This window comes from Corynebacterium sp. (genome assembly GCF_030538285.1).
In the GTDB taxonomy this organism is placed as follows: Bacteria; Actinomycetota; Actinomycetes; order Mycobacteriales; family Mycobacteriaceae; genus Corynebacterium.
This window is the reverse complement of the sequence record NZ_JAUNUG010000041.1, coordinates 1-22,873: the sequence shown is the minus strand read 5'-3', so window position 1 is coordinate 22,873 and position 22,873 is coordinate 1. Positions and strand designations below refer to the sequence as shown.

Genomic DNA, 22,873 nt, shown 5'->3' with positions numbered 1-22,873 from the left:
CCATCCCGCCGCAGGGCGGGCGCAAGCACCCCAACCAGGAGTTCATCCAGCTGGATACCTCCAACATCCTCTTCATCGTCGCCGGCGCCTTCGCCGGACTGGAGAAAGTCATCCAGGAGCGCGTGGGTAAGAAAGGCCTCGGCTTCGGAGCAGAGATTGAATCCGCCACCGACCGGGAAAAGACCGACCTCTTCGAGCAGGTCCGCCCCGAGGACCTGGTGAAATTCGGGCTGATCCCCGAGTTCATCGGCCGCCTGCCCATCGTGGCCACCGTGGACAACCTAGACCGTCAGTCCCTCGTGCAGGTGCTCACCGAGCCAAAGAACTCCCTGGTCAAGCAGTACCAGCGACTCTTCGAGATGGACGATGTCCAGCTCACCTTCTCCCCGGACTCCCTCGAGGTCATCGCCGAGCTGGCCCTCGAGCGAGGCACCGGCGCCCGTGGTCTGCGCGCCATCATGGAGGAACTGCTCGTGCCCGTCATGTACGACATCCCTGACCGCGACGACGTCGCCGAGGTCCTCATCACCGCGGACGCCGTCCGCGGTGAGGCCGAGCCCGAGCTGGTGCTCGACGGGGAGCAGCAGGAGACGGCGTAGGCGAGGCCCCTGCGAATTCACGCGGTCGAATTCAGTGCCCTTTCCACACCGCAGAGGCTCCTTATCGACCGGGTGAATTCGACACCGACGACAAAAACCGCCCCGGCCCCTCCGGATGAAGGAGGGGCCGGGGCGGCGTCGATAAGCGGGTTAGAACAGGCCCGGCAGCTCCTGGAAGAGCACGAAGAAGCCCATGACCAGGACGAACACGCCGAAGCCCTGGTGCAGGGCCTTCTCGGGCACGACGTTGGTCAGACGGCCGACCAGCGCGCCGACCAGCGCCACGCCGGTCACGGCGAGGACGAGTGGCCAGTCCAGGGAGATGGTGGTCAGGTAGCCGGCCAGCCCGGCGAAGGATTTCATAGAGATGACCAGGAGCGAGGTGCCCACCGCCACCGGCATGCTCAGCCCGCCGAGCAGGGCCAGCGCCGGGACGACGAGGAAGCCGCCGCCCGCGCCGACCAGGCCGACGACCACGCCCTCCACCAGGATCTTGCCCAGCGGGAGCTTCTTCCGCTCGCCGCCCTCGCGCTTCTTGTGGCCGCACAGCATGGCGGCGGCGGTGGCGATCATCATGGCGCGCCGATGAGTCCGCCGAGGAAGGCACCCGCCATGGAGGCGACACCGAAGATGAGTCCGGTGTGCCACTGCATGTTGCCCATGCGGGCGTGGGTGAGCGTGGACACCACGGAGGTTGCGCCGACGACGAACAGCGAGGCGGCGATGGCCTCCTTGGGTTCCATACCCGCCACGTAGGTCAGCAGCGGGACGGTGAGGATCGAGCCGCCGCCGCCCAGCAGACCCAGGGAGAGTCCGATGAAGACGGCGAGGACTAGAACCGCCGTGAGGGTTGCGGACACGGCTTAGTTCTTGTTCTGGTGATCAAGGTAGCCCAGGTAGGAGCCCTCGAGCTCCTGAACGTTGTAGCCCTTGCGCCGCAAAGCGGAGGCGGCGACGGAGTTACGCACGCCGGACTGGCAGTAGGAGATGATGGTCGAATCTGCCGGATTGGGCAGCTCCTCGAGGTTCCACAGGACGCGGCCGCCGGAGAGCTGGTAGGAGCCCGGGATGCGGCCGTCGGCGTGCTCGGTCTTGTTGCGCAGGTCGAGGAGCATGGTGGGTGCGGCGTCGAAAAGCTCGGACTGGGCGATCACCTCGGGGGTGATCTGCGGCAGGCCGTCGAAGCTGGTGACGAAGCCGGTGACCTCGTCGATGCCGACGCGGAGGAAGTGGTCGCGGTAGTCGGCGGCCTCCTCGGCGTCGGCGGCCAGGACGATGACGTCCGCGGTGTCGGTCTCCGGGTCGTAGACCCAGGAGCCGTAGGTGGCGGCCTTGGCCAGGCCCGGGACGTTGACGGCGTTTTTGACGGTGCCCTCGTGGACCTCGCTGTGGTGGCGGGTGTCCACGACGATGGCCTCGCCGAATTCGATGCGCTCGGACAGGTCGGAGGAAGAGGCTTCCTTAAGCTCCGGCAGTGGGGTAGCCGAGGACGGCCGGGCCGGTCTTGTTCTGGCGCTTCATGCGGCCGAAGTAGGCGTGGGCGTCGGGCAGACCGTCGAGAAGCTCGTCGACAACGCCTTGCTCATCGTCATTCTTGAGGTACTCGGCCCACCAGGCGTAGGTGCGCTCGTAGCCGACGGTGGTCGACGGCAGCGCGCCGAGAGCCTTGCCGCAGGCGGAGCCGGCGCCATGGGCCGGGTAGACCTGCACATGGTCCTCGAGCTTGAGGAACACCTTCTTCAGGCTGCGGAAAATGTCCTTCGCGCCGCCGAAACGCGTATCGACGCCGCCCGCGGCCTCATCCGAAAGGTCCGGGCGACCGAGATCGCCGGAGAAGATGAAGTCACCGGAGAGCATTTAACCGGGGGTGTCGGCGAAGGCGCCGTCGGTGATGAGGAAAGAAAGGTGCTCGGGGGTATGCCCCGGGGTGTGGCGGGCCTCGATGGTGATGTTGCCGATCTGGATGGTGTCCTTGTCGTAAATCAGTTCGCCGTCGAAACTGTATTGCCAATCCTCGCCGCCTTCGCCGGAGAGGTGGATCTTCGCGCCGGTGGCGGTGGTCAGCTCGCGGGTGCCGGAGAGGTAGTCGGCGTGGATATGGGTCTCGCTGGCTGCGACGATCTCCATGCCGTGGTGGGCGGCGAGGTCAAGGTAATCGGTGATGTCGCGGCGGGCGTCGACGACGACGGCGGTGTTCTGGGCCTGGCAGCCGATGAAATAGCTGGCCTGGGCGAGGCCTTCGTCATGGAAACGTTCGAGAAGCATGGTTGCCACTCCTGGGGGATGAATAAATTTCCGTTAGGGTGTGACGGTACCACGCTATGTACCCCCAGGGGACATTTGGGCCGAAGGGAGAAAGGCCAGCTAAAGGTGATTTTATTCTATGTCGGACTCATCCGCGTAGATGCCCAGACCAGTCTGCGAGTCCTCATCCAGACGATCGGCGGTGAGATACGAGTCCCCGCTGTGCGTGATGTTCGCGGTGAGCAACGCCAGCACAGTGTCCACCGCCAGGCGGCCGATTCCTGCCGTGTTCTCCTTACTCATCGTGTCCACATCGACGAGGTTGACCATGAGGTCACGGTGCGCCACCCGCGTGAAAGCCAGGGAAAACAGCAGGTAGAAGATGTCCTCCGCGCCGATCCCCGGGCGGAAAGCGCCGGCATCCTGACCCTGCATGAGCAACTTGTCGAGCTGCAGCGAGACGTGCGTGCCGGGCACCAGGTTGGCCACCCCGGTGATGTTGAGCACACGATGCAGGCCCTCATGGGAGAGCAGTCGCACCGACTCGGGGTGGGAGATCATCGTCGAGTACACCGCTTCCACCAGTCGAGTCACCCCCTCCACCGGCACCAGAGTCTCCGGGATGATCTCATCGGCCGGCGGCTGCACGCGGTGGGCGGCCTCGCTGAGGCAGCGCAGGTACAGGCCCTTCTTGTCGCCGAAGTGGTAGTGGATCATCCGCTTGGACATGCCCGATTCCTTGGCGATGGAATCCAGGCGGGTGTCCTGGAACCCCAGCTCGGCGAACTGCTCGATGGCGACGTCGACGACAGCGTCGATGGTGGCAGAGTCGTCGAGGACGGTCAGGTCGTCGTCATACATGGCTGAGCAGTCCCTCCAGGGGTGCGGGTGTGCGGAATTGGCCCTGGCACCATCGTGCCCGATTCGTGGTCTGACCGTGCTGTGTGTGAGGTCGAAAATCAAAGGTCCACCCGAACCCGGGGTCAATCTCCTGCAGAAACGGCCATTTCGCCCCGAAGGGTACGCCCATCCGGGGGTGCCTGCCGGGATGCGGCCAAGCGACTAGACTCGGCGGCGTTGTGCCCACTGCACGAAATGCCCGAAAGGAACCCCCTGCATGTCCCAGAATCCCGTGAAGATCGCCGTCACCGGTGCGGCCGGTAACATCGCCTACTCGCTGCTGTGGCGTATCGCCGCCGGCGACGTCTACGGCCACGACACCCCGATCGAGCTGACCCTCCTGGAGATCCCGGACGCCGTGCGCGGCGCCGAGGGCGTAGCCATGGAGCTCAACGATTCCGCGTTCCCTCTGCTGCGCGACATCACCATCACCGATAAAGCAGAGACCGCTTTCGACGGCGCCAACGCTGCTTTCCTGGTGGGTGCGAAGCCGCGCGGTGCCGGCGAGGAGCGCGGTGATCTGCTCAAGAACAACGGCGGCATCTTCGCCCCGCAGGGTAAGGCCATCAACGACCACGCCGCGGATGACGTGCGCGTGCTCGTCGTGGGTAACCCGGCCAACACCAACGCGCTGATCGCCCAGCGCAACGCCCCGGACGTCCCGGCGGATCGTTTCACCGCCCTCATGCGCCTGGATCACTCTCGTGCGCTGTCCCAGCTGGCCGAGAAGCTCGGCGTGCTGACCACTGATTTCGAGGATGTCGTCGTGTGGGGTAACCACTCGGCCACCCAGTTCCCGGACATCACCTACGCCACGGTCAAGGGCGAGAAGGTCATCGACAAGATCGACCACGACTGGTATGTCAACGAGTTCATCCCGCGCGTGGCCAAGCGCGGCGCCGAGATCATCGAGGTCCGCGGCAAGTCCTCCGCCGCCTCCGCCGCTTCCGCCGCGATCGATCACATGCGTGACTGGGTCCAGGGCACTGACGCCTGGGCTTCCGCCGCGCTGCCGTCCGACGGTTCCTATGGCATCGATGAGGGCCTGGTGGCGGGTATGCCGACCATCTCCCGCAACGGTCAGTGGGAGATTGTCCAGGGCCTGGAGCTTAACGATTTCCAGCGCGAGATGATCGCCAAGAACGTCGCCGAGCTCAAGGCCGAGCGCGACGCGGTGGAGAATCTGCTTAAGTAGCATCCGCGCTCAATCCCGGTAGTGTTCTGGGGCATGCGCTTCGGGATTGATTTTGGCACCACCCGCACTGTCATTGCGGCAGTTGACCGGGGGAACTACCCCGTGGTCAACGTCGCGGACACGGACGGTGACCCACGGGAGTACATCCCCTCGGTCGTCGCCCTCGATGGCGATCGTCTGGTCGGTGGGTGGGAGGCCCTGGCGGTGGATGATCCCACCGTCACCCGTTCCTTCAAGCGGCTGCTCACCTCGCCCGATGTTACGGCGGACACGCCGGTGCCTCTCGGCACGGAACAGCGACCATTGGGGGAGGTGCTGGCGACGTTCGCGGACGGCGTCGTCAAGCAGCTGCGCAGTTACGGCGATGTTGAGGTCGTGCTCGGTGTGCCCGCCAACGCCCGTTCGGCGCAGCGGTTGCTCACTCTCGATGCTTTTCGACGTGCCGGCGCCAACGTCATCGGTATGGTCAACGAGCCTTCCGCCGCGGCGTTCGAGTACACCCACCGCCACGCGCGCACGCTGACAGCCCGCCGTTCCAGCGTCATCGTCTATGACCTGGGTGGCGGCACTTTCGACGTCACGCTCATGCGTATCGACGGCCCGTCCCACGTCGTCGAGACCTCCCTCGGCATTTCCCGCCTCGGCGGCGATGATTTCGACGAGGCACTGGCCGAACTTGCTCTGGCCACCGCCGGCCGGGCTGATGATGTCTTCGGCCGCCGCGCCCGACAGAAGCTTCTCGACGAGGCCCGCACCGCCAAAGAGCAGCTCAAGCCGCAGTCCCGCCGGATCATCATGGAGCTCGGCGACGATGATGTCATCGTCCCCGTGCCGGAGTTCTATGCCTCGGTGGCTGGTCTGGTGGAGCAGACCCTGGAGGCCATGGCCCCGCTGATCGGCGCCGATGACACCCTCACCGACACCGATATCGCGGGCGTCTACCTCGTCGGCGGGGCCAGTGCCCTGCCGCTCGTACCCCGTATGCTGCGCGAACGCTTCGGCCGCCGGGTCCATCGCTCGCCGCTGCCCACCGCCTCCACGGCCGTGGGCCTGGCGATCGCCGCGGACCCGGATTCTGATTATCACCTCCGCGACCGGCTCTCCCGCGGCATCGGTGTCTTCCGCGAGCGCGATGCCGGCGCGGCCGTCAGCTTCGACTCCCTCGTCGGCCCCGAAGCCCAGGAGGATAATGACGCCACCATCACCGTCACCCGCCGCTACCGCGCCGCTCACAACGTCGGCTGGTTCCGTTACGTCGAGTACTCCGCCCTCGAGGCCGGTGATCTCACCCTGCTGGCCGAGGTTCTCGTCCCCTTCGACCCGGCGCTGCGCTCGCTTTCCGACGCCGAGCTCGCCGCCGTCCCCGTCGAGCGCCGGGACGATGGCCCCGAGGTTATTGAGACGGTGCGGATTGATCCCAACGGTATTGCGTCGATAAGCATCCAGTGCCCGGCCGATGGTTTCGAGGTCACCGCGACGGTCTCCGTGGTGGAGTAATTACTCCATGAGGTGCGGATAAATCCACACATGAGGTGTGGAGAAATCCGCACATTTCAACTAGAGTGCAGGTCATGACCTCCTACATTCCGCGCATCGTCGACCGTGAACTGGAGCGTGCTCTAGGGGTGTCCGGGGCTGTATTCATCAAGGGGCCGCGTGCGTGCGGTAAGTCCGCGACGGCACGTCAGGTTGCTGCTTCCGAGGTCCGCCTCGATGTCGACGGGCCAGAGATCACTCTCGCGCGAACCGATCCGCGGTTAATTCTGGACGGCGACACACCGCGGCTCATCGACGAATGGCAGGCCGTCCCCGAGGTGTGGAACGCTGTCCGGCACACGGTGGATGATCGCCAGGGGAGGGGGCAATTCATCCTCACTGGTTCCGCCACTCCCGCCACCGATGCCTTAAGGCACCCGGGAGCGGGACGTGTGCGCTCGCTCATCATGCGCACGATGACGGTTTCTGAAAGATCCAATGAACACCACGCTTCGTGGGCCAGTTTGCTCGACGGCACCCTCGAATCGGGTCCCGGCACCCAGGCCACGGTCGCGGACTACGCGGACTGGATCGTGGCCGGCGGTTGGCCAGGTTTTCGCTACCTGGACCCGCTCGACGCCGCCGATGAGGTCGCCTCCTATTTACAGGAAATGTCCGAGCATTACTACCCCGAGATCGGTGGCATGCGCCGGGACCCCCGCCGCTTGCTTTCCTTTCTACGGGCTTACGCAGGTCTGGTCGCGCAGCCGGCCACCGGGGCCGCCATCCGACGGCGCATCGGGGAGCTCTCGGGCGCGGAGCCCGCGCCGGGAACCGTTGACACGCTGCATGATTTCGCGTCCCGCCTGTTTCTCGTGGAAGATCAGCCAGCCTGGTCCACAAAGCTGCGCTCCCGGACCGCCCTCGTACAGATGCCGAAGCGTCACCTCGCGGACCCATCGCTCGCTGCCTTGCTGCTCGGAGCCACTCCGAACCACTTACTCACCGACCTGGAGACCCTGGGTATCCTCTTCGAGTCCCAAGCCATTCATGATCTCCGGGTGGTCGCCCAGGCGAACCGGGCGCGCGGGGTTTATCACTTTCGGGACACCAAGGGTCGTGATGAGATCGACGCGGTGGTGGAGAACCGGGATGGATCGTGGATCGGTGTAGAGGTCAAGCTGTCCCACCTGCACATCGAGTCTGCTGCCGAGCATTTGCTGGCCACAGCCGCGAAAGTGGAGCGACCGCCTGCAGCACTCGTGGTGATCATCCCGACCGGGCCGGTCACCCGATTACCGAACGGTGTGTGGGTGATTCCGCTGGCTTGTCTAGGGGCCTGAAAATCTTACGTCTGGGAGGCCTGCCGCCCGCGTTTTACCAGGTCAGCAAAATCGTGATGTTAGATTTTCAGGGCCGGTATCGCCGCCGCTCCTTCGTCGAGCCATAACGCCACGCAGCGACCGTCGGCGAGGTGGATCTCCACGTTGGTCCCTTCCGGTCCGCCCAGGATCAGCCCCTGTCGTTGCGCTGCGAACCCCCGCACCGCCCGTACCGCCACGATGTCTGTGGCCGGCACCCGGAGGATCTCCTTCCGACCCTCCCGCAGGACGAGGTCCTCGCCAAGGTAATGGGGGTGGACGACCCGGCCCGCCAGGTATCCCCACAGCAGCGGGATCGAGTACAGGGAGCCTAGGAGTAGTAGCAGTCGCAGCCAGGGCCACGGCACGAGCAGCTCGATGACGATGATCTCGATGACGATGGCCACCGTGAACATCGCCGGCAGGTGCCACCACCTGGTCCGCGCGTGCAAGGGTATCGCACCTTCCGGCACCACGATTCGGCCCCTGAGTAGCCGACCCAGGTCGGTGATGGCGCGGACCTCGTGGAGGAAGATCCGCACCGGCAGCGGCCGGATTCCCCGGCGCAGGGAACTCCATACGTACGCACCTGCGAGGACGGCCTCCACCGCGAGGAAAAGTGCCACCGCACCCCACCCGGAGAGGTGCCCGTTCCACCAGAGCCAGGCGTCGAGAAGTGCGACGGCCACCACCGCCACTGGCAGCACGCGCCTCACAGCGCACCCGACAATTCGGCCAGGGCCCGGGACTGGGCACCGCGGGTGGGGAAGTCCCGGAGTGTCAGGGGTGCATCACCCGGGGTGAGGGTGGGGAGGATGCCGTCGCTGATCCCGCGCAGCCCCCGCAGCTCGGTGATGATGTCATCCGCCTCCGCCGGGGCGAGGTCACCGAGCTCCTCCCACAGATCCCTAAAGCGCCGGGTATCGGCGCGCCGGGCAGGGGCGGCGAGGTTGGAGCGCAGCACCTCCCACGTCTGCGGCCCGGCAACGCCCGTGAGCCCCATGAGGTCGAGGGCGTCGATCTCCATCCGGGCGGGAGCACCGTCCCCGAGCAGTTCCCGGATCCCGGAGCGGATGTCGGCGGGTAGTCCCAGCTCCCCGGCCTGCAGGGCCAGCAGGCGGGAGCGCTGCGCGCGCAGGGCGGTGAGTTGGGATTCGATGCGGGATAAGGCGGCGTCGATAAGTGAGGAGGAGTCGGAACGGATGTCGGCGAGGGTGATGCCGGCGTCGACGAGCGCGCGGACGCGCAGCAGCGCGGCCAGATCGGCGAGACCGTAATTCCGGTAACCGCCGGCGGTGCGCGGAGGCTCGGGCAACGCGCCGGAGGCGTGATAGTGGCGGACGGCGCGGACGGAGCAACCGGCGGCGCGGGCGACCTCGGAGATTCTCATGACACCAGCATGAACCATGACGTCACGTGAGGGTCAAGCCCCAAGCGGCGGGCGCTATGATTGTGCGAGTGACCGACCAGACCGAGGGGAAGAAACAGATGGGTAAGAACCGAGCAGACGCGCTACCGAAGTCCTGGGATCCGCAGTCGGTGGAGGCCGAGCTGTACCAGGGCTGGGTCGACGCCGGGCATTTCACGGCCGACCCGGACAGCGAGAAGCCGGCCTACTCCATCGTCCTCCCGCCGCCGAATGTCACCGGTCAGCTCCACATGGGCCACGCGCTTGACCACACCCTCATGGACGCGCTCGTGCGCCGCAAGCGCATGCAGGGCTTCGAGGTGCTGTGGCTGCCGGGGATGGACCACGCAGGCATCGCCACCCAGACCAAGGTGGAGAAGATGCTCAAGGAGACCGAGGGCAAGGACCGCTACGACTACGGCCGCGAAGAGTTCATCGCGAAGGTCTGGGAGTGGAAGGAGCAGTACGGCGGCGCCATCGCCGAGCAGATGCGCGCCATCGGTGACTCCGTCGACTGGTCCCGCGAGCGCTTCACCCTCGACGAGGGCCTGTCCCGCGCCGTGCAGACCATCTTCAAGGAGCTCTACGACCGCGGCCTCATCTACCGCGCGAACCGCCTGGTCAACTGGTCGCCCGTGCTGGAAACCGCCGTCTCCGACATCGAGGTCGTCTACCAGGACGTCGAGGGCGAGCTCGTCTCCTTCCGTTACGGCTCGATGAACGACGACGAGCCGCACATCGTCGTCGCCACCACCCGCATGGAGACGATGCTTGGCGACGTCGCCATCGCCGTCCATCCCGACGACGCCCGCTACGCCGACCTCGTCGGGCAAACCCTGCCGCACCCCTTCCGCTCGGATCTCTCGCTGGTGGTCGTCGCCGACGACTACGTCGACCCCGAGTTCGGCTCCGGCGCGGTGAAGATCACCCCGGCGCACGACCCCAACGACTACGCCCTCGGCCTGCGCCACGACCTGGATATGCCGACGATCATGGACGCCACCGGCCGCATCTGCGACACCGGCACCCAGTTCGACGGCATGACCCGCGAAGAGGCGCGTGTGGCCGTGCGCGAGGCGCTCGCTGAGCAGGGGCGCATTGTTGCGGAGAAGCGTCCCTACCTGCACTCCGTCGGCCACTCAGAGCGCTCCGGCGAGGCCATCGAGCCACGCCTGTCGCTGCAGTGGTTCGTCAAGGTCGAGGAGTTGGCCCAGATGGCCGGCGACGCCATCCGCGAAGGTGATACGGCCGTCCACCCCAAGAGCATGGAACCCCGCTACTTCGAGTGGGTCGACAACATGCACGACTGGACCATCTCCCGCCAGCTGTGGTGGGGCCACCGCATCCCGATCTGGTACGGGCCGGAAGGCGAGATCGTCTGCGTCGGCCCCGACGAGCAGGCCCCTGAGGGCTACACCCAGGACCCGGATGTCCTGGACACCTGGTTCTCCTCTGCCCTGTGGCCTTTCTCCACCATGGGTTGGCCGGAGAAGACCCCGGAGCTGGCCAAGTTCTATCCCACGTCCGTGCTGGTCACCGCCTACGACATCCTGTTTTTCTGGGTGGCCCGCATGATGATGTTCGGCACTTTCGCCGCAAAGATCACCCCGGATGTTCTGGGGTCCGGCCAGGAGGGTCGCCCGCAGATCCCCTTCACCGATCTCTTCCTCCACGGCCTCGTCCGCGACGAGCACGGCCGCAAGATGTCCAAGTCCCTCGGCAACGGCATCGACCCCATGGACTGGGTCCGCCAGTACGGCGCCGACGCCCTGCGCTTCACCCTGGCCCGCGGCGCCAACCCGGGCGTCGACCTGCCCGTCGGCGAGGACGCCGCACAGTCCTCCCGTAACTTCGCCACCAAGCTGTTCAACGCCACCAAGTTCGCGCTGCTCAACGGCGCCGAGGTGGGGGAGCTGCCGCCGCGCGATGAGCTCACCGACGCCGACCGCTGGATCCTGGACCGGCTGGAGGAGGTGCGGGGGAGTGTCGATAAGTATCTCGACGACTACCAGTTCGCCAAGGCCAACGAGGAGCTCTACCACTTCGCGTGGGACGAGGTCTGTGACTGGTACCTGGAGATCGCCAAGACCCAGATCCCGCGAGACGGTTCCTCCCGCCAAGGTGCGAACACCCAGATCGTCCTTGGCCGGGTGCTTGATGTGGTGCTGCGCCTGCTGCACCCGGCGATGCCCTTCGTCACCGAGGTCCTGTGGAAGGCGCTGACCGAAAAGGACACCATCGTCACCGCACCGTGGCCAAGCGTCGCCGACACCAACGGCGGTGCCACCACCGACGAGGTCGCCGTGCGCCGCATTGCCGACGCCGAGAAGCTCATCACCGAGATCCGCCGCTTCCGCTCCGACCAGGGTGTCAAGCCCTCCCAGCCGGTCCCGGCCGCGATCGACTTCGCCGCCGCCGACCTCGCCGCCCAGGAAGACCTGGTCCGCGCCCTGGCCCGCGTCACCGCCCCCGAGGAGGGCTTCGCGAAGTCCGCCTCCATCGAGCTGCGCCTGTCGCAGGCCACCATCGCGGTCGCACTGGACACCTCCGGCACCGTCGACGTCGAAGCCGAGCGCAAGCGCCTGGAAAAGGACCTCGCCGCCGCGCACAAGGAGCTGGAGGGCACTGCCAAAAAGCTCGGCAACGAGGCTTTCCTCTCCAAGGCTCCCGAGGCGGTCGTGGAGAAGATCCGCACCCGCCAGCAGGTCGCCCAGGAGGAAGTCGAGCGCATCACCGCCCGTCTGGAGGGGCTCCAGTGAGCCACGAGGAGGACAGCCCCGTCGAAATCACCGACCAGGGCCTGAAGCTCAACATTGAGTTAGGCGACGTCGAGAAGCCGGAACCGGTGGAGATCACCGCCGAGGACCTCGCCGAGCTGGCCGTCGTCGAAGCCGAGCTGGACACCCGCTGGCCGGAGACCAAGATCGACCCCTCGCTCAAGCGGATCGAGATGCTCATGGACCTGCTGGGGTCCCCGCAGCATTCCTTCCCGGCGATCCACGTCTCCGGCACCAACGGCAAGACCTCGACCGTGCGCATGATCGAATCCCTCCTGCGCGCCTTCCACCGCCGCACCGGGCGTACCACCAGCCCGCACCTGCAGCTGGTCACCGAACGCATCGGCATCGACGGGGTGCCCATCCACCCGCGCGACTACGTGCGCATCTGGCGCGAGATCCAGCCCTATGTCGAGCTTGTCGACGAGCGCGTCGGCCGTATGTCCAAGTTCGAGGTCCTGACCGCCATGGCGTACGCCGCGTTTGCCGACGCCCCCGTCGACGTCGCCGTCGTCGAGGTCGGCATGGGTGGCACCTGGGACGCCACCAACGTCATCCAGTCCGATGTCGCCGTGGTCATGCCCGTCGGCATGGACCACACCGACTACCTGGGTGAAACCATCGAGGAGATCGCAGCCGAGAAGGCCGGCATCATCAAATCCCGCTGGGACACCGATGACCTGCTCACCCCGCCGGACAACGTCGCCATCGTCGCGGAACAGGATCCGGCCGCGATGCAGGTCATCCTGTCCCGCGCCGTGGAGGTCGACGCCGCCGTCGCCCGCGCCGGAGCCGAGTTCGGCGTGGTGTCCGCGGCCGTGGCCGTCGGTGGCCAGCAGCTCACCCTCCGCGGTCTGGGCGGGGAGTACGAGGACATCTTCCTGCCCCTGTCCGGCGAGCACCAGGCCCGCAACGCTGCCGTCGCCTTGGCCGCGGTCGAGGCCTTTTTCGGGGCCGGGGCGGGGAGGCCGCTGGATGTGACATCGGTACGCAACGGCTTCGCCCAGGTGCAGTCCCCGGGCCGGCTTGAGCGCGTCCGCACCTCGCCGACCACCTTCGTCGACGCCGCACACAACCCCCACGGCGCCACGGCGCTGGGCGCCGCGCTGGACCGGGACTTCGACTTCCAGCGCCTCATCGGCGTGGTCGGCGTGCTCGATGACAAGGACGCCCGCGGGATTCTGGTCGCCCTGGAGCCCTACCTCTCCGAGGTCGTCATCACCCAGAATTCCTCGCCGCGCGCGTTGGATGCGTACGATCTGGCCGAATACGCCCGCGACATCTACGGCGAGGAACGCGTCCACGTCGACGACAACCTCGCCAGCGCCTATGAACTCGCCGTTGAACTGGCCGAGGACGCCGACATCCAGTCCGGCGCCGGCGTGGTCATCACCGGCTCGGTGGTCACCGCGGGCGAGGCACGCACCCTCTTCGGAAAGGACCCCGCATGAGCCAGGCAGAACAACCCGAGGTCAGCCCCCTCGGCCCCGGCCACGCCCCGGAAAAGGACCCGATGAAGGGTATCCGCGGCGTCATGGCTGGCACGCTGATCCTCGAGGCGATCACGATCCTGCTCATCCTCACCGTGATCCTCAAGGTCAATGACGGTGTCTACTGGACCACCTTCAACTGGGCGTTCATCACCGCCGTCGGTGTGGCGCATGTGCTCATGGCCTTCGTGCAGCGCTTCAACTGGGCTCTTCCGGTGAACCTCGCGCTGCAGGCCGTGCTGCTGGTGGGCGGCTTTTTCGTCCACTATTCCGCGGTGATGGTGGCGATCATCTTCATCATCGTGTGGTGGTATCTGCTGCACCTGCGCTCCACACTCATCGAGCGCATGAAGCGCGGCTGGCTGACCACCCAGCACCTGTAGGCGCGGTACCTTCTAACGCGAGAGCAGCGGGTGCCCGGACGCGATGGACACCCGGTTGAAGGCGTTGATCATGATGATCGACCACTCCAGCGCGGCGACCTGCTCCTCGGCGAAGATCTCGCAGGCCGGGAGGGCGGCGCGGGAATTGTCCTGGCCGCCGGGCAGCAGGGTCAGCGTCTCGGCGAGTTCGAGCGCGGCTTTTTCCTTGTCCGTGAACTCGGCTACCATGCGCCAGGCGGGCAGGGCGTCGAGTTTGTTGTCGGGGACGCCGGCCTTGCGGGCGGCGGGGATGTGGATGGACAGGCAGGTGCCGCAGCCGTTGATTTGGCTGACGCGGACGGCGACTAGCTCGATGAGGGCCTTCGGTAGGTCCACATCCGGGTAGAGGGTGTTGAGCTTCTTCGACACTTCGGTCAGTGATTTGTAGACCTCGGGGTAGAACTTGTCCAGGTACGGGGGCTTGCGGGTCATGCGAGTTCCTCCTGCAGCCAGGTGAGGTCTGCGGTGGTGGGCTTGCGCCAGGTGTAGGTGTGGTCGTTTTTCTCCAGCCAGCCGCGGACGAAGGGGCAGATGGCGACGATGGGCAGATCGGTCTGCGCCAGTGCGGTCTCCACGAGTTTGCCGGCCAGGCCCTGCCCGCTGAACTCCGGGGCGATCTCGGTGTGGAAGAAGAGGCGTTCGCCGTTGTGGTCGCGGTAGTCGGTGTGGCCGGCGCGTACCACGAACTGGTTGTTGTCCTGGACGATCATCAGATTTTCTCCTCGGGGCGGGCGATGGGGGCGGGGTTGACGCGCGGGCGGATCCGGGCGTTGGGCAGTTCCGGGGCGGGCAGGCGGGGCAGCCCGTCAGGGTCGTGGCTGATGTAGCCCTCGGTGACGCCGAAGCGCTCGTCCTCGGCCTGCCATTCGGCGCGGTAGGTTTCGATTTCGTCGTAGGTGCGGCCGATGAAGTTCCACCACATGATGATCTCTTCTTCGAAGGGCTCACCGCCGATGAGCAGCATCCGCGCGTCCGTCGAGCCGTTGTTGCGGATGCGCAGGCGGTGTTCCCCGACGCCGGTGTAAGCGAGTTCGGTGGGGGCGACGGTGACGCCTTCGAGGTCGATGTCGCCGGCGTCGACAAGCAGTCCATGTTCGTGTTCCGGATCGACATCAATGCTTATCGACGCCCCCGCCTCCAACCTGATTTCCGCCCCGACAATGGGAGTGAACGTGGTGACAGGAGAGGTGGAACCCAGGAGGGAACCGAGGAAGACGAGGGCCTGGCCGCCGTCGAAAAGCACGGGTTCGGGGGCGTAGTGGTCGAAGCGGCGGGGGCCGTGGCGGTCGGCGTCAGGTAGTGCGGTCCACAGTTGGACGCCGTGGAGGGTGGTGGTGGCCTGGGTGGTCACCTCGGAGTGGCAGATGCCTCTACCTGCGGTCATGAGGTTGACCTCGCCGGGACGGACGACGGCGTGGTTGTCGCCGGAATCGTGGTGGGTGATGGTGCCCTCGAAAAGCCAGGAGACGGTTTGCAGCCCGGTGTGCGGGTGCGGGGCGACGTCCATGCCTCCGGTGGTGGAGACGTCGTCGGGGCCGTAATGGTCGACGAAGCACCAGGCTCCGATGAGGCTGCGCTGTTTCTGCGGCAGGGTGCGGTTGACGGTCATGGCGCGGGGGCCGCCGAGGGGGACCGCGCGGGAGGTGATGATTTCGACGTGGGCACCGTCGGCGCAGTGCGGGGCGTCGGGAGCGAGGATCAGCTCCTCGGGGTGGGCATCGGTGACTGACATGTTTTCACCCTACCAGAGAAGTTGTTGACATGCACTCAACTTTGGGTGTCGATAGGATGACCCCCATGCGCGCCCTCTACCTCGGTCTCGCCGCCGCCCTATGCGTGGCGGCGCTTGCCTTCAAGCTCTTCAACATCTCCGACATCGCCGCCGTCCTGGCTCTGCTCGTGGCCGGCGTATTCCTCGTCCTCGGCCTGAAGATGACCGCCGCGATCCGTGAGCCCAAGCCAATCGTCCTCGACGAAGAAAAACGCGAGACCCTGCGCGCCATGCTCGAGCGCGACGACGAAGGCGCCGCCGTCCGCCAGGTCCAGCTGTGGTTCCGCGACGCCACCCCGGAGTCTGCGCGCGCGGTGGTGCAGGACCTGCGCTAAGATGACCAACCATGACTGAACGCACTCTCATCCTCATCAAGCCGGACGGTGTCAAGAACGGCCACGTCGGCGAGATCATCGCCCGCATCGAGCGCAAGGGCCTCAAGCTTGCCGCTCTGGACCTGCGCGTCGCCGACCGTGCGACCGCCGAGCAGCACTACGCGGAGCACTCCGACAAGCCCTTCTTCGGTGAGCTCGTCGAGTTCATCACCTCCGCTCCGCTGGTCGCCGGCATCGTCGAGGGCGAGCGCGCCATCGAGGCATGGCGTCAGCTGGCCGGCGGCACCGACCCGGTCTCCAAGGCCACCCCGGGCACCATCCGCGGTGACTTCGCGCTGACCGTCGGCGAGAACGTCGTCCACGGCTCCGACTCCGCCGAGTCCGCCGAGCGCGAGATCAACATCTGGTTCCCGAACCTCTAGACGCTTATCGACGACAGGTCGTCCTCCCCAGGAGGGCGGCCTTCAGCGATTCCGCAGTTCGGTGAGCACCCGCACGCCGACCGGCGTGATCTCCACCAGGTGGCGGGAGGTGTCCGGGCCGGCGTCGATGGGGGAGACGCTGACGACTTTGACCTTCTGCAACGCGAGCACCTTCTCACGGACCTCGGCGACCTCCCGATCAAGATGCCCGGCCAGACGCCACATCCGCGCCCGGATCCCGTCGGGAGCGTGGCGTCCTCCAGCGAGGTCTGATCCAGCGCGCGCTGGCCCCTCCGACCGGAAGGTCCACAGGATCACCCCGGTGGCGAAGGCGAAGTAGAAGGGCCACACGATCGGCGGGGTCGGCAGGTCGCCGAGGACGGAGCCCGAGAGGAATCCCAGCGAACCCGGGATGAAGGGGCGGATGTGGTCCCAGCGGGAGTAGTCGGCGATGCCGAGGCTGGGGGCCAGGGCCCTGGGAAGGGGAACCATGACAGCCCACCCTAGTCGTTGGCGAACCCCCGGCCCCGGGTGTGTCACAATGGAACACGGGTCGCACGCAGCGATACCCGCAGAAGTCACAAGTGAATAAAGAAGACGACCGAGAAATTTTGCGGTCGGCCCCCTGTGCGGCGGCGGCGAGACACCTCGCCAGCGCCCGGGGGAGTCGGCCGAACACAACTACAGGAGAATCCGTGGCTGACACCACCGAACCCACCAAGAAGCGCCGCGCCACCCGGAAGACGACCGCTGAAACGTCCCCGAAGATCCGAGTTCACGCCCTGGCCAAGGAGCTGGGGAAGACCTCCAAGGAAATCATTGAGGTCCTCGCGGGTATGGACCTGAAGAAGGTCGCCCAGTCCACCCTTAGCGCCGAGGAGGTGGAGAAGGTCAAGGCGGCTCTCGAGCCGGAGGAGAAGGAAGACGACAAGATCCGCACCCGGGTGCGCAAGAACGTCGCCAACGAAATCTCCCAGATCGAGGAGAAGGTAGAGGCCGACCTTGCGGAACTGCTCCAGGAGCAGCCGGAGGAGGATCTGCTGGAGGATGTCACTCCGGAGATCACCCCGAAGCCAACCGAGGAGTCCGCGGTCGAGCAGTTCGTGCCCCTGTTCATGGCACCGGGCGCGGAGGAAGAAGAGGAAGAGGACGAGGAACCCGCTGCTTCTCGACGTCGCCGGCGGGGCCGTCGTGGGGCGGGGCGTGGGCGGGGCGTCGATAAGCAGGACGAGCCCACCGACACCGAGCCTGCCGAAGAGGAAGAAGAGGACCTCCCCGAGGAGCCCGTCGCCCTGAAGGGCTCGACTCGTCTGGAGTCGCAGCGTCGCCGTCGTGCGGAGATGCGCGAGGAGGGGCGGCGCAAGAAGCACATCGTGTCGCAGGCCGAGTTCCTGGCGCGGCGCGAATCCGTCGAACGCACGATGGTGGTGCGCGAGCGCGCGCGTCACGATCACCCGGGCATGGTCACCCAGGTCGGCGTGCTGGAGGATGATCTGCTGGTCGAGCACTTTGTCACCAGTGAGGCGCAGGCCTCGATGATCGGCAACATCTACCTCGGTCGCGTACAGAACGTGCTGCCGAGCATGGAGGCGGCGTTCATCGACATCGGAAAAGGCCGCAACGGTGTGCTCTACGCCGGTGAGGTGGACTGGAAGTCTGCCGGGCTCGGCGGTCGTGGCCGCAAGATTGAGCAGGCCCTCAAGTCCGGAGACCAGGTGCTCGTGCAGGTGAGCAAGGACCCGGTCGGCCACAAGGGCGCGCGCCTGACCACGCAGATCTCGCTGGCCGGCCGCTACCTGGTGTATGTGCCAGGTGGTCGTAGCGCGGGTATCTCCCGCAAGCTGCCCGGGCCGGAGCGCAAGCGTCTCAAGGAGATCCTGGAGAAGGTCGTGCCCGGTCAGGGTGGCGCAATCATCCGTACCGCCGCAGAGAACGTCTCCGAGGATGCCATTGCAGCGGACGTCGACCGCCTGCACCGCCTGTGGGAGGACATCCAGACCCGCGCGGACAAGGAGATCAACTCCCGCGGCTCCAAGCCTGTCACCATGTACGAAGAGCCGGACATGCTGGTCAAGGTGGTCCGTGACCTGTTCAACGAGGACTTCACCGCTCTCGTCGTCGACGGCGACCGCGCCTGGAACACCGTCCACGCCTACGTGAAGTCCGTCGCTCCCGACCTGCTCGATCGCGTGCAGAAGTACCAGCGCAGCGAGCACCAGGGCCTCGACGCCTTCGCCGAGCACCGCGTCGATGAACAGCTGCAGAAGGCACTGAACCGCAAGGTGTGGCTGCCCTCCGGTGGCTCCCTGGTCATCGACCGCACCGAGGCGATGACCGTCGTGGATGTCAACACCGGTAAGTTCACCGGCTCCGGCGGCAACCTCGAGGAGACCGTCACCCGCAACAACCTGGAGGCGGCCGAGGAGATCGTCCGCCAGATGCGCCTGCGTGACCTCGGCGGCATGATCGTCGTCGACTTCATCGACATGGTCTTGCCCGAGAACCAGGAGCTCGTCCTGCGCCGCCTCAAGGAGGCGCTGGGCCGCGACCGCACCCGCCACCAGGTCTCCGAGGTCACCTCCCTCGGTCTGGTCCAGATGACCCGCAAGCGCCTGGGTACCGGCCTGCTCGAGACCTTCTCCACCGAGTGTGAGCACTGCGCCGGCCGCGGTCTCATCCTCCATGAGGATCCGGTCGAGGAGCCCGTCGAGATCCCTGAGAAGCCCCGCAAGAAGCCGCAGGAGCACCCGGCCGCCCGCGCCATGAAGCGCGAGGAAGAACCCGCCGATATTGAGGAGCTCGCCGCTTCCGTCGTCGTCACTGATGACTCCGACGACTCTGCTTCTCGACGCCGCCGTTCCCGCCGCGGCACGAGCCGGGGACGCGAAGCTGTCACCGACGTCACCGAGATCGAGGAGATCGTCTCCGCCGCCCTCGACCACGCCGGCGAAGAGGACCCGGACGAGCCGACGGGCGCCGACTACGTGCCGGAGAAGTCCTTCCAGCAGGCCGTCGAAGAGTTCGACGCCTCCCCGCGCCGCCGTCGCCGCACCCGCGGCAACTCCCGCTCGGACCGTCGCCCGCAGCGCGAGGACTTCCCGGGCGATGTTCCCAGCGGAGAGGACACGATGATCAAGGTTTCCGAGCGCCCCGAGCCGGAACAGGAGCAGGAGGAGGCCGGCCGCCGTCGCCGTCGTCGTGTCTCCCGCAGTCGGGCTCCTGAGAAGGCCGAGGAGAAGACCGAGGAGAAGGAGCAGACTCCAACCGTGACGCGTTCCCGCGGACGGCGCCGCGCCGTGCGCCGCACGACGCCCACCACCACGGCACAGCCGGAGCGGAAGGCGGAGCCGGAGGCTCGGGACGTCGAGAAGCAGCCGTCACGGAGCCGTGGGCGACGCCGCGTGGCGCGCCGCACAAGCAGCCGTTAGCAGCGGTTTGTCTTTTTCGCCCCTTACGGGGTAGTCTTTGACAGTCGCTGTTTTGGGGACATTGCGCCGCCTGATTTTAGCAGGTCAAGCGTGCTGCTGCCCCGGAACGCAAGTGAAATACGTCCATTCAGGCGCGCTGTCGGTGTGCCTGGTCCGAGTTTAGATAAGGGGTAACCCTCTATGTACGCGATCGTCAAGACCGGCGGCAAGCAGTACAAGGTTGCCGAAGGCGACCTCGTCAAGGTCGAGAAGATCGAGGGTGAGCAGGGCGCGTCCGTGGCTCTCACCCCGGTTCTGCTCGTCGACGGTGCCAACGTCACTTCCAAGTCCGAGGACCTCGCCAAGGTGAGCGTCGCTGCGGAGATCGTCGAGCACACCAAGGGCCCGAAGATCGATATTCTCAAGTACAAGAACAAGACCGGCTACAAGAAGCGCCAGGGTCACCGTCAGCCGCTGACGGTCATCAAGGTCACCGGTATCAAGTAAGCCAAGGAGGGTAACCAATGGCAACTAAGAAGGGTGCATCCAGCTCCAGCAACGGCCGCGACTCCGAGGCCAAGCGCCTCGGCGTGAAGCGTTTCGGTGGCCAGCAGGTCAAGGCCGGTGAGATCCTGGTCCGTCAGCGCGGTACCAAGTTCCACCCGGGCGAGAACGTCGGTCGCGGTGGCGACGACACTCTCTTCGCCCTCAAGGCTGGTGCCGTCCAGTTCGGCATCAAGCGCAACCGTCGTATGGTCAACATCGTCGAGAACGAGGCTGTCACCGTCGACGCTTAAGTCGGCCTGCAACAGTCCTGGAGCCCGTCGCATCCCGTGAGGGAGCGGCGGGCTTCGCGCATTCACCCGGGTGTGTCAGATTTTCAGGGCGCGGCCCTGAAAATCTTAAGTCCCACCTGACTACTCTGGGAAAACAACCACACCTCATAGGAGGAGACCACCATGTCCCGCTTCGTAGACCGCGTTGTCCTGCACCTGTCCGCCGGCGACGGCGGCCACGGCTGTGTGTCCGTCCACCGCGAGAAGTTCAAGCCCCTCGGCGGGCCGGACGGCGGCAACGGCGGTCACGGCGGTGACATCATCCTCGAGGTGTCCCCGCAGGTGCACACCCTCATGGACTTCCACTTCCGGCCGCACCTCAAGGCCCCGCGCGGGGCTAACGGTGCCGGCCGGCACCGCCACGGCGCGCGCGGCGAAGACCTGGTGCTGGAGGTGCCGGTGGGCACCGTCATCATGTCGGAGAAGGGCGAGTTCCTCGCCGATCTGACGGTGCCAGGTACCCGCTTCATCGCTGCCGAGGGCGGTGCCGGTGGGCTGGGGAATGCGGCGTTGGCGTCGCATCGTCGAAAAGCACCGGGCTTTGCACTCAAGGGCGAGGAAGGCGAGCAGCACGACCTGGTCCTCGAGCTGAAGACCATGGCTGATGTGGGCCTCGTAGGCTTCCCTTCGGCGGGTAAGTCCTCGCTGATCTCCGTGTTGTCGGCGGCGAAGCCGAAGATTGCGGACTACCCCTTCACCACGCTGGCCCCCAACCTGGGGGTGGTCAACGTTGGACATGAGTCTTTCACCATGGCGGATGTCCCCGGGCTGATCCCCGGCGCTTCGGAGGGCAAGGGCCTGGGCCTGGACTTCCTGCGCCACATTGAACGCACCTCCGTGCTTGTGCATGTGGTGGATACCGCCACGATGGATCCGGGCCGCGACCCGATCTCTGATATCGAGGCCCTGGAGGCAGAACTTGCCGCCTATGAATCCGTCCTCGACGGTGACCTGGGCCTGGGCGATCTGCGGGACCGTCCGCGCGTCGTCGTGCTCAACAAGGCGGATGTGCCCGAGGCCCTGGAGCTGGCGGAATTCCTCAAGGAAGACATCGAGTCGACGTTCGGCTGGCCCGTGTTCATCATCTCCGCCGTCGCCCACCAGGGCCTGGAGCCGCTGAAGTACCACCTGCTGGAAACCGTGAAGAAGGATCGTCGCCGCCGCCCGAAGGTGGCCGTGGACACTGAGCACACCATCATCCGCCCGCAGGCTGTCGACGCCCGCAAGATGGGCGAGCCGGAGTTCACCGTCGAGGATGATCCCGAGTTCGAGGGCGCGTACATCGTGCGCGGTCCGAAGATCGAACGTTGGATCAACCAGACCGACTTCGAGAACGAGGAGGCCATCGGCTACCTCGCAGATCGCCTGGCCAAGATCGGCGTGGAAGATGCGCTGCGGAAGGCCGGTGCCCGGGAGGGAGCGCAGGTCACCATCGGCGACATCTCCTTCGAGTGGGAGCCGCTGACCGGCGCCGGGGTGGATCCGACGGTGGCTGGCCGCGGCCAGGATGCCCGACTGCAGTCCACCGAGCGTACGTCGGCCGCGGAACGCAAGCGTGCCTCCCAGGCCCGCCGCGGACTCATCGACGAGTTCGATTATGGCGACGGCGAGCAGGCCTCCCGCGAACGCTGGGAAGGCTAGGCTCGGGGCGGTTCGGTAGGCTGGTTCATCATGACTACGCGACCTTCTGGACTGCCCCTGTCCCCGTACCGGAATCATGACGACGATGTCGAGTTCCCCGGTCCGGCCGTCTCCCCCGAGGCGAGCCCCGCGTTCGGCCACGAATCGGAGATGCGCAAACACATCGCCGAGGCCAAGCGAGTGGTGGTCAAGATCGGATCCTCGTCGTTGACCAACGATGATTTCATGGTCGACCCGAACAAGATCAACCACATCGTGGACGCCCTGCAGGCCCGCATGGTGCGCTCCGACATCATCGTCGTCTCCTCCGGTGCCGTCGCCGCGGGGATGGGCCCGCTGGGGCTGACGCAGCGCCCGACCGACCTGGCGACGAAGCAGGCGGCGGCGGCTGTCGGCCAGGTGCACCTTGCGCACCAGTGGGGGCGTTCCTTCGCCCGCTACCACCGCACGATCGGGCAGGTCCTGCTCACTGCCTCCGACGCGGGCCGCCGCGATCGGGCGCGCAATGCGCAACGCACCATTGACCGGCTGCGTCAGCTGCGCGCCATCCCGATCGTCAACGAGAACGACACGGTGGCCACCTCCGAGA

At 66.3% G+C, this 22,873-nt stretch carries 20 protein-coding genes and 3 pseudogenes; 14 read left to right on the top strand and 9 right to left on the bottom strand.

Annotation, left to right across the window (positions count from 1 at the left end; all coding sequences use genetic code 11):
* The coding region (locus Q4G50_RS11870; RefSeq protein ID WP_303377859.1) for an AAA family ATPase at window positions 1-599 on the top strand (599 nt) is incomplete at its 5' end.
* A 150-nt stretch (window positions 600-749) separates the two neighbouring features.
* Here the strand turns inward: Q4G50_RS11870 and Q4G50_RS11865 are convergent.
* The 3 genes and pseudogenes from Q4G50_RS11865 to Q4G50_RS11855 form a co-directional block, all read right to left on the bottom strand.
* Window positions 750-1,459: pseudogene (locus tag Q4G50_RS11865) on the bottom strand (sulfite exporter TauE/SafE family protein).
* 3 nt (window positions 1,460-1,462) lie between these two features.
* A pseudogene (locus Q4G50_RS11860) lies at window positions 1,463-2,864 on the bottom strand (rhodanese-like domain-containing protein).
* A 111-nt stretch (window positions 2,865-2,975) separates the two neighbouring features.
* Window positions 2,976-3,704 (bottom strand): TetR/AcrR family transcriptional regulator, encoded by a 729-nt coding sequence (locus tag Q4G50_RS11855; RefSeq protein ID WP_303377858.1) that lies wholly within the window; start codon window positions 3,702-3,704, stop codon window positions 2,976-2,978.
* A gap of 256 nt (window positions 3,705-3,960) precedes the next feature.
* On the opposite strand from Q4G50_RS11855, the gene Q4G50_RS11850 reads away from it, so the two are divergent.
* The 3 genes from Q4G50_RS11850 (at window position 3,961) to Q4G50_RS11840 (ending at window position 7,757) form a co-directional block, all read left to right on the top strand.
* A complete protein-coding gene (locus tag Q4G50_RS11850) occupies window positions 3,961-4,938 on the top strand; it encodes a malate dehydrogenase (protein ID WP_303377857.1) in 978 nt (325 codons plus the stop codon).
* 33 nt (window positions 4,939-4,971) lie between these two features.
* Window positions 4,972-6,435 carry an Hsp70 family protein gene (locus Q4G50_RS11845; RefSeq protein ID WP_303377856.1) on the top strand — a complete coding sequence of 488 codons (1,464 nt, stop codon included), beginning with the start codon at window positions 4,972-4,974 and terminating at the stop codon, window positions 6,433-6,435.
* Between the two features lie 74 nt (window positions 6,436-6,509).
* Complete coding sequence (locus tag Q4G50_RS11840; protein ID WP_303377855.1) at window positions 6,510-7,757, top strand: ATP-binding protein; 1,248 nt, start codon at window positions 6,510-6,512, stop codon at window positions 7,755-7,757.
* Window positions 7,758-7,816: 59 nt separating this feature from the next.
* Here Q4G50_RS11840 and Q4G50_RS11835 read toward each other — a convergent pair whose 3' ends face one another.
* Window positions 7,817-8,491 carry a hypothetical protein gene (locus Q4G50_RS11835; RefSeq protein WP_303377854.1) on the bottom strand — a complete coding sequence of 225 codons (675 nt, stop codon included), beginning with the start codon at window positions 8,489-8,491 and terminating at the stop codon, window positions 7,817-7,819.
* On the bottom strand, window positions 8,488-9,165 hold the full coding sequence (locus tag Q4G50_RS11830; protein ID WP_303377853.1) for a MerR family transcriptional regulator: 678 nt from the start codon (window positions 9,163-9,165) through the stop codon (window positions 8,488-8,490). The genes Q4G50_RS11835 and Q4G50_RS11830 overlap by 4 nt, the downstream gene beginning before the upstream one ends.
* Before the next feature lie 98 nt (window positions 9,166-9,263).
* Between Q4G50_RS11830 and Q4G50_RS11825 the strand changes: the two genes are divergently transcribed.
* From Q4G50_RS11825 to Q4G50_RS11815, 3 genes are read left to right on the top strand one after another with little or no spacing between them, the layout of a single operon-like run.
* Entirely contained in the window at window positions 9,264-11,942 is a 2,679-nt protein-coding gene (locus tag Q4G50_RS11825; protein ID WP_303377860.1) for a valine--tRNA ligase, read from the top strand.
* Window positions 11,939-13,411 carry a folylpolyglutamate synthase/dihydrofolate synthase family protein gene (locus tag Q4G50_RS11820; protein WP_303377852.1) on the top strand — a complete coding sequence of 491 codons (1,473 nt, stop codon included), beginning with the start codon at window positions 11,939-11,941 and terminating at the stop codon, window positions 13,409-13,411. The genes Q4G50_RS11825 and Q4G50_RS11820 overlap by 4 nt, the downstream gene beginning before the upstream one ends.
* Window positions 13,408-13,833: a DUF4233 domain-containing protein gene (locus Q4G50_RS11815; RefSeq protein ID WP_303377851.1), complete on the top strand. Its 426-nt coding sequence runs from the start codon at window positions 13,408-13,410 to the stop codon at window positions 13,831-13,833. The genes Q4G50_RS11820 and Q4G50_RS11815 overlap by 4 nt, the downstream gene beginning before the upstream one ends.
* A gap of 12 nt (window positions 13,834-13,845) precedes the next feature.
* Here the strand turns inward: Q4G50_RS11815 and Q4G50_RS11810 are convergent, their stop codons facing one another.
* The 3 genes from Q4G50_RS11810 to Q4G50_RS11800 are packed head-to-tail and all read right to left on the bottom strand — an operon-like array spanning window position 13,846 to window position 15,604.
* Window positions 13,846-14,304 carry a carboxymuconolactone decarboxylase family protein gene (locus tag Q4G50_RS11810; protein WP_303377850.1) on the bottom strand — a complete coding sequence of 153 codons (459 nt, stop codon included), beginning with the start codon at window positions 14,302-14,304 and terminating at the stop codon, window positions 13,846-13,848.
* Entirely contained in the window at window positions 14,301-14,582 is a 282-nt protein-coding gene (locus tag Q4G50_RS11805) for a GNAT family N-acetyltransferase (RefSeq protein ID WP_303377849.1), read from the bottom strand. Before Q4G50_RS11805 ends, Q4G50_RS11810 begins: the two co-directional genes overlap by 4 nt.
* On the bottom strand, window positions 14,582-15,604 hold the full coding sequence (locus Q4G50_RS11800; protein ID WP_303377848.1) for a pirin family protein: 1,023 nt from the start codon (window positions 15,602-15,604) through the stop codon (window positions 14,582-14,584). The genes Q4G50_RS11805 and Q4G50_RS11800 overlap by 1 nt, the downstream gene beginning before the upstream one ends.
* A 65-nt stretch (window positions 15,605-15,669) precedes the next feature.
* Here Q4G50_RS11800 and Q4G50_RS11795 point away from each other — a divergent pair, with 65 nt between their 5' ends.
* Window positions 15,670-15,978: a hypothetical protein gene (locus tag Q4G50_RS11795; protein WP_303377847.1), complete on the top strand. Its 309-nt coding sequence runs from the start codon at window positions 15,670-15,672 to the stop codon at window positions 15,976-15,978.
* An 11-nt stretch (window positions 15,979-15,989) separates the two neighbouring features.
* Window positions 15,990-16,400: a nucleoside-diphosphate kinase gene (gene ndk / locus Q4G50_RS11790; RefSeq protein WP_303377846.1), complete on the top strand. Its 411-nt coding sequence runs from the start codon at window positions 15,990-15,992 to the stop codon at window positions 16,398-16,400.
* Window positions 16,401-16,442: 42 nt separating this feature from the next.
* On the opposite strand, the gene Q4G50_RS11785 is transcribed toward ndk, so the two are convergent.
* Complete coding sequence (locus Q4G50_RS11785; RefSeq protein ID WP_303377845.1) at window positions 16,443-16,892, bottom strand: hypothetical protein; 450 nt, start codon at window positions 16,890-16,892, stop codon at window positions 16,443-16,445.
* A gap of 203 nt (window positions 16,893-17,095) precedes the next feature.
* Here Q4G50_RS11785 and Q4G50_RS11780 point away from each other — a divergent pair, with 203 nt between their 5' ends.
* The 5 genes and pseudogenes from Q4G50_RS11780 to Q4G50_RS11760 form a co-directional block, all read left to right on the top strand.
* Entirely contained in the window at window positions 17,096-19,828 is a 2,733-nt protein-coding gene (locus Q4G50_RS11780) for a translation initiation factor IF-2 N-terminal domain-containing protein (RefSeq protein WP_303377844.1), read from the top strand.
* A 180-nt stretch (window positions 19,829-20,008) separates the two neighbouring features.
* On the top strand, window positions 20,009-20,314 hold the full coding sequence (gene rplU / locus Q4G50_RS11775) for a 50S ribosomal protein L21 (protein WP_085548358.1): 306 nt from the start codon (window positions 20,009-20,011) through the stop codon (window positions 20,312-20,314).
* A gap of 17 nt (window positions 20,315-20,331) precedes the next feature.
* A complete protein-coding gene (rpmA, locus tag Q4G50_RS11770; RefSeq protein WP_085548359.1) occupies window positions 20,332-20,604 on the top strand; it encodes a 50S ribosomal protein L27 in 273 nt (90 codons plus the stop codon).
* A gap of 162 nt (window positions 20,605-20,766) precedes the next feature.
* Window positions 20,767-22,284 carry a GTPase ObgE gene (obgE, locus tag Q4G50_RS11765; RefSeq protein ID WP_303377843.1) on the top strand — a complete coding sequence of 506 codons (1,518 nt, stop codon included), beginning with the start codon at window positions 20,767-20,769 and terminating at the stop codon, window positions 22,282-22,284.
* Between the two features lie 30 nt (window positions 22,285-22,314).
* Window positions 22,315-22,873, top strand: a pseudogene (locus tag Q4G50_RS11760) (glutamate 5-kinase); the annotation flags it as partial.

Coding starts and splice junctions, on each gene's coding strand:
- rpmA (WP_085548359.1), top strand. CDS start 20,332: ATGGCAACTAAGAAGGGTGCATCCAGCTCCAGCAACGGCCGCGACTCC.
- Q4G50_RS11845 (WP_303377856.1), top strand. CDS start 4,972: ATGCGCTTCGGGATTGATTTTGGCACCACCCGCACTGTCATTGCGGCA.
- ndk (WP_303377846.1), top strand. CDS start 15,990: ATGACTGAACGCACTCTCATCCTCATCAAGCCGGACGGTGTCAAGAAC.
- Q4G50_RS11850 (WP_303377857.1), top strand. CDS start 3,961: ATGTCCCAGAATCCCGTGAAGATCGCCGTCACCGGTGCGGCCGGTAAC.
- Q4G50_RS11815 (WP_303377851.1), top strand. CDS start 13,408: ATGAGCCAGGCAGAACAACCCGAGGTCAGCCCCCTCGGCCCCGGCCAC.
- Q4G50_RS11825 (WP_303377860.1), top strand. CDS start 9,264: ATGGGTAAGAACCGAGCAGACGCGCTACCGAAGTCCTGGGATCCGCAG.
- Q4G50_RS11840 (WP_303377855.1), top strand. CDS start 6,510: ATGACCTCCTACATTCCGCGCATCGTCGACCGTGAACTGGAGCGTGCT.
- rplU (WP_085548358.1), top strand. CDS start 20,009: ATGTACGCGATCGTCAAGACCGGCGGCAAGCAGTACAAGGTTGCCGAA.
- Q4G50_RS11810 (WP_303377850.1), bottom strand. CDS start 14,304: ATGACCCGCAAGCCCCCGTACCTGGACAAGTTCTACCCCGAGGTCTAC.
- obgE (WP_303377843.1), top strand. CDS start 20,767: ATGTCCCGCTTCGTAGACCGCGTTGTCCTGCACCTGTCCGCCGGCGAC.
- Q4G50_RS11785 (WP_303377845.1), bottom strand. CDS start 16,892: ATGGTTCCCCTTCCCAGGGCCCTGGCCCCCAGCCTCGGCATCGCCGAC.
- Q4G50_RS11855 (WP_303377858.1), bottom strand. CDS start 3,704: ATGTATGACGACGACCTGACCGTCCTCGACGACTCTGCCACCATCGAC.
- Q4G50_RS11795 (WP_303377847.1), top strand. CDS start 15,670: ATGCGCGCCCTCTACCTCGGTCTCGCCGCCGCCCTATGCGTGGCGGCG.
- Q4G50_RS11800 (WP_303377848.1), bottom strand. CDS start 15,604: ATGTCAGTCACCGATGCCCACCCCGAGGAGCTGATCCTCGCTCCCGAC.
- Q4G50_RS11805 (WP_303377849.1), bottom strand. CDS start 14,582: ATGATCGTCCAGGACAACAACCAGTTCGTGGTACGCGCCGGCCACACC.
- Q4G50_RS11830 (WP_303377853.1), bottom strand. CDS start 9,165: ATGAGAATCTCCGAGGTCGCCCGCGCCGCCGGTTGCTCCGTCCGCGCC.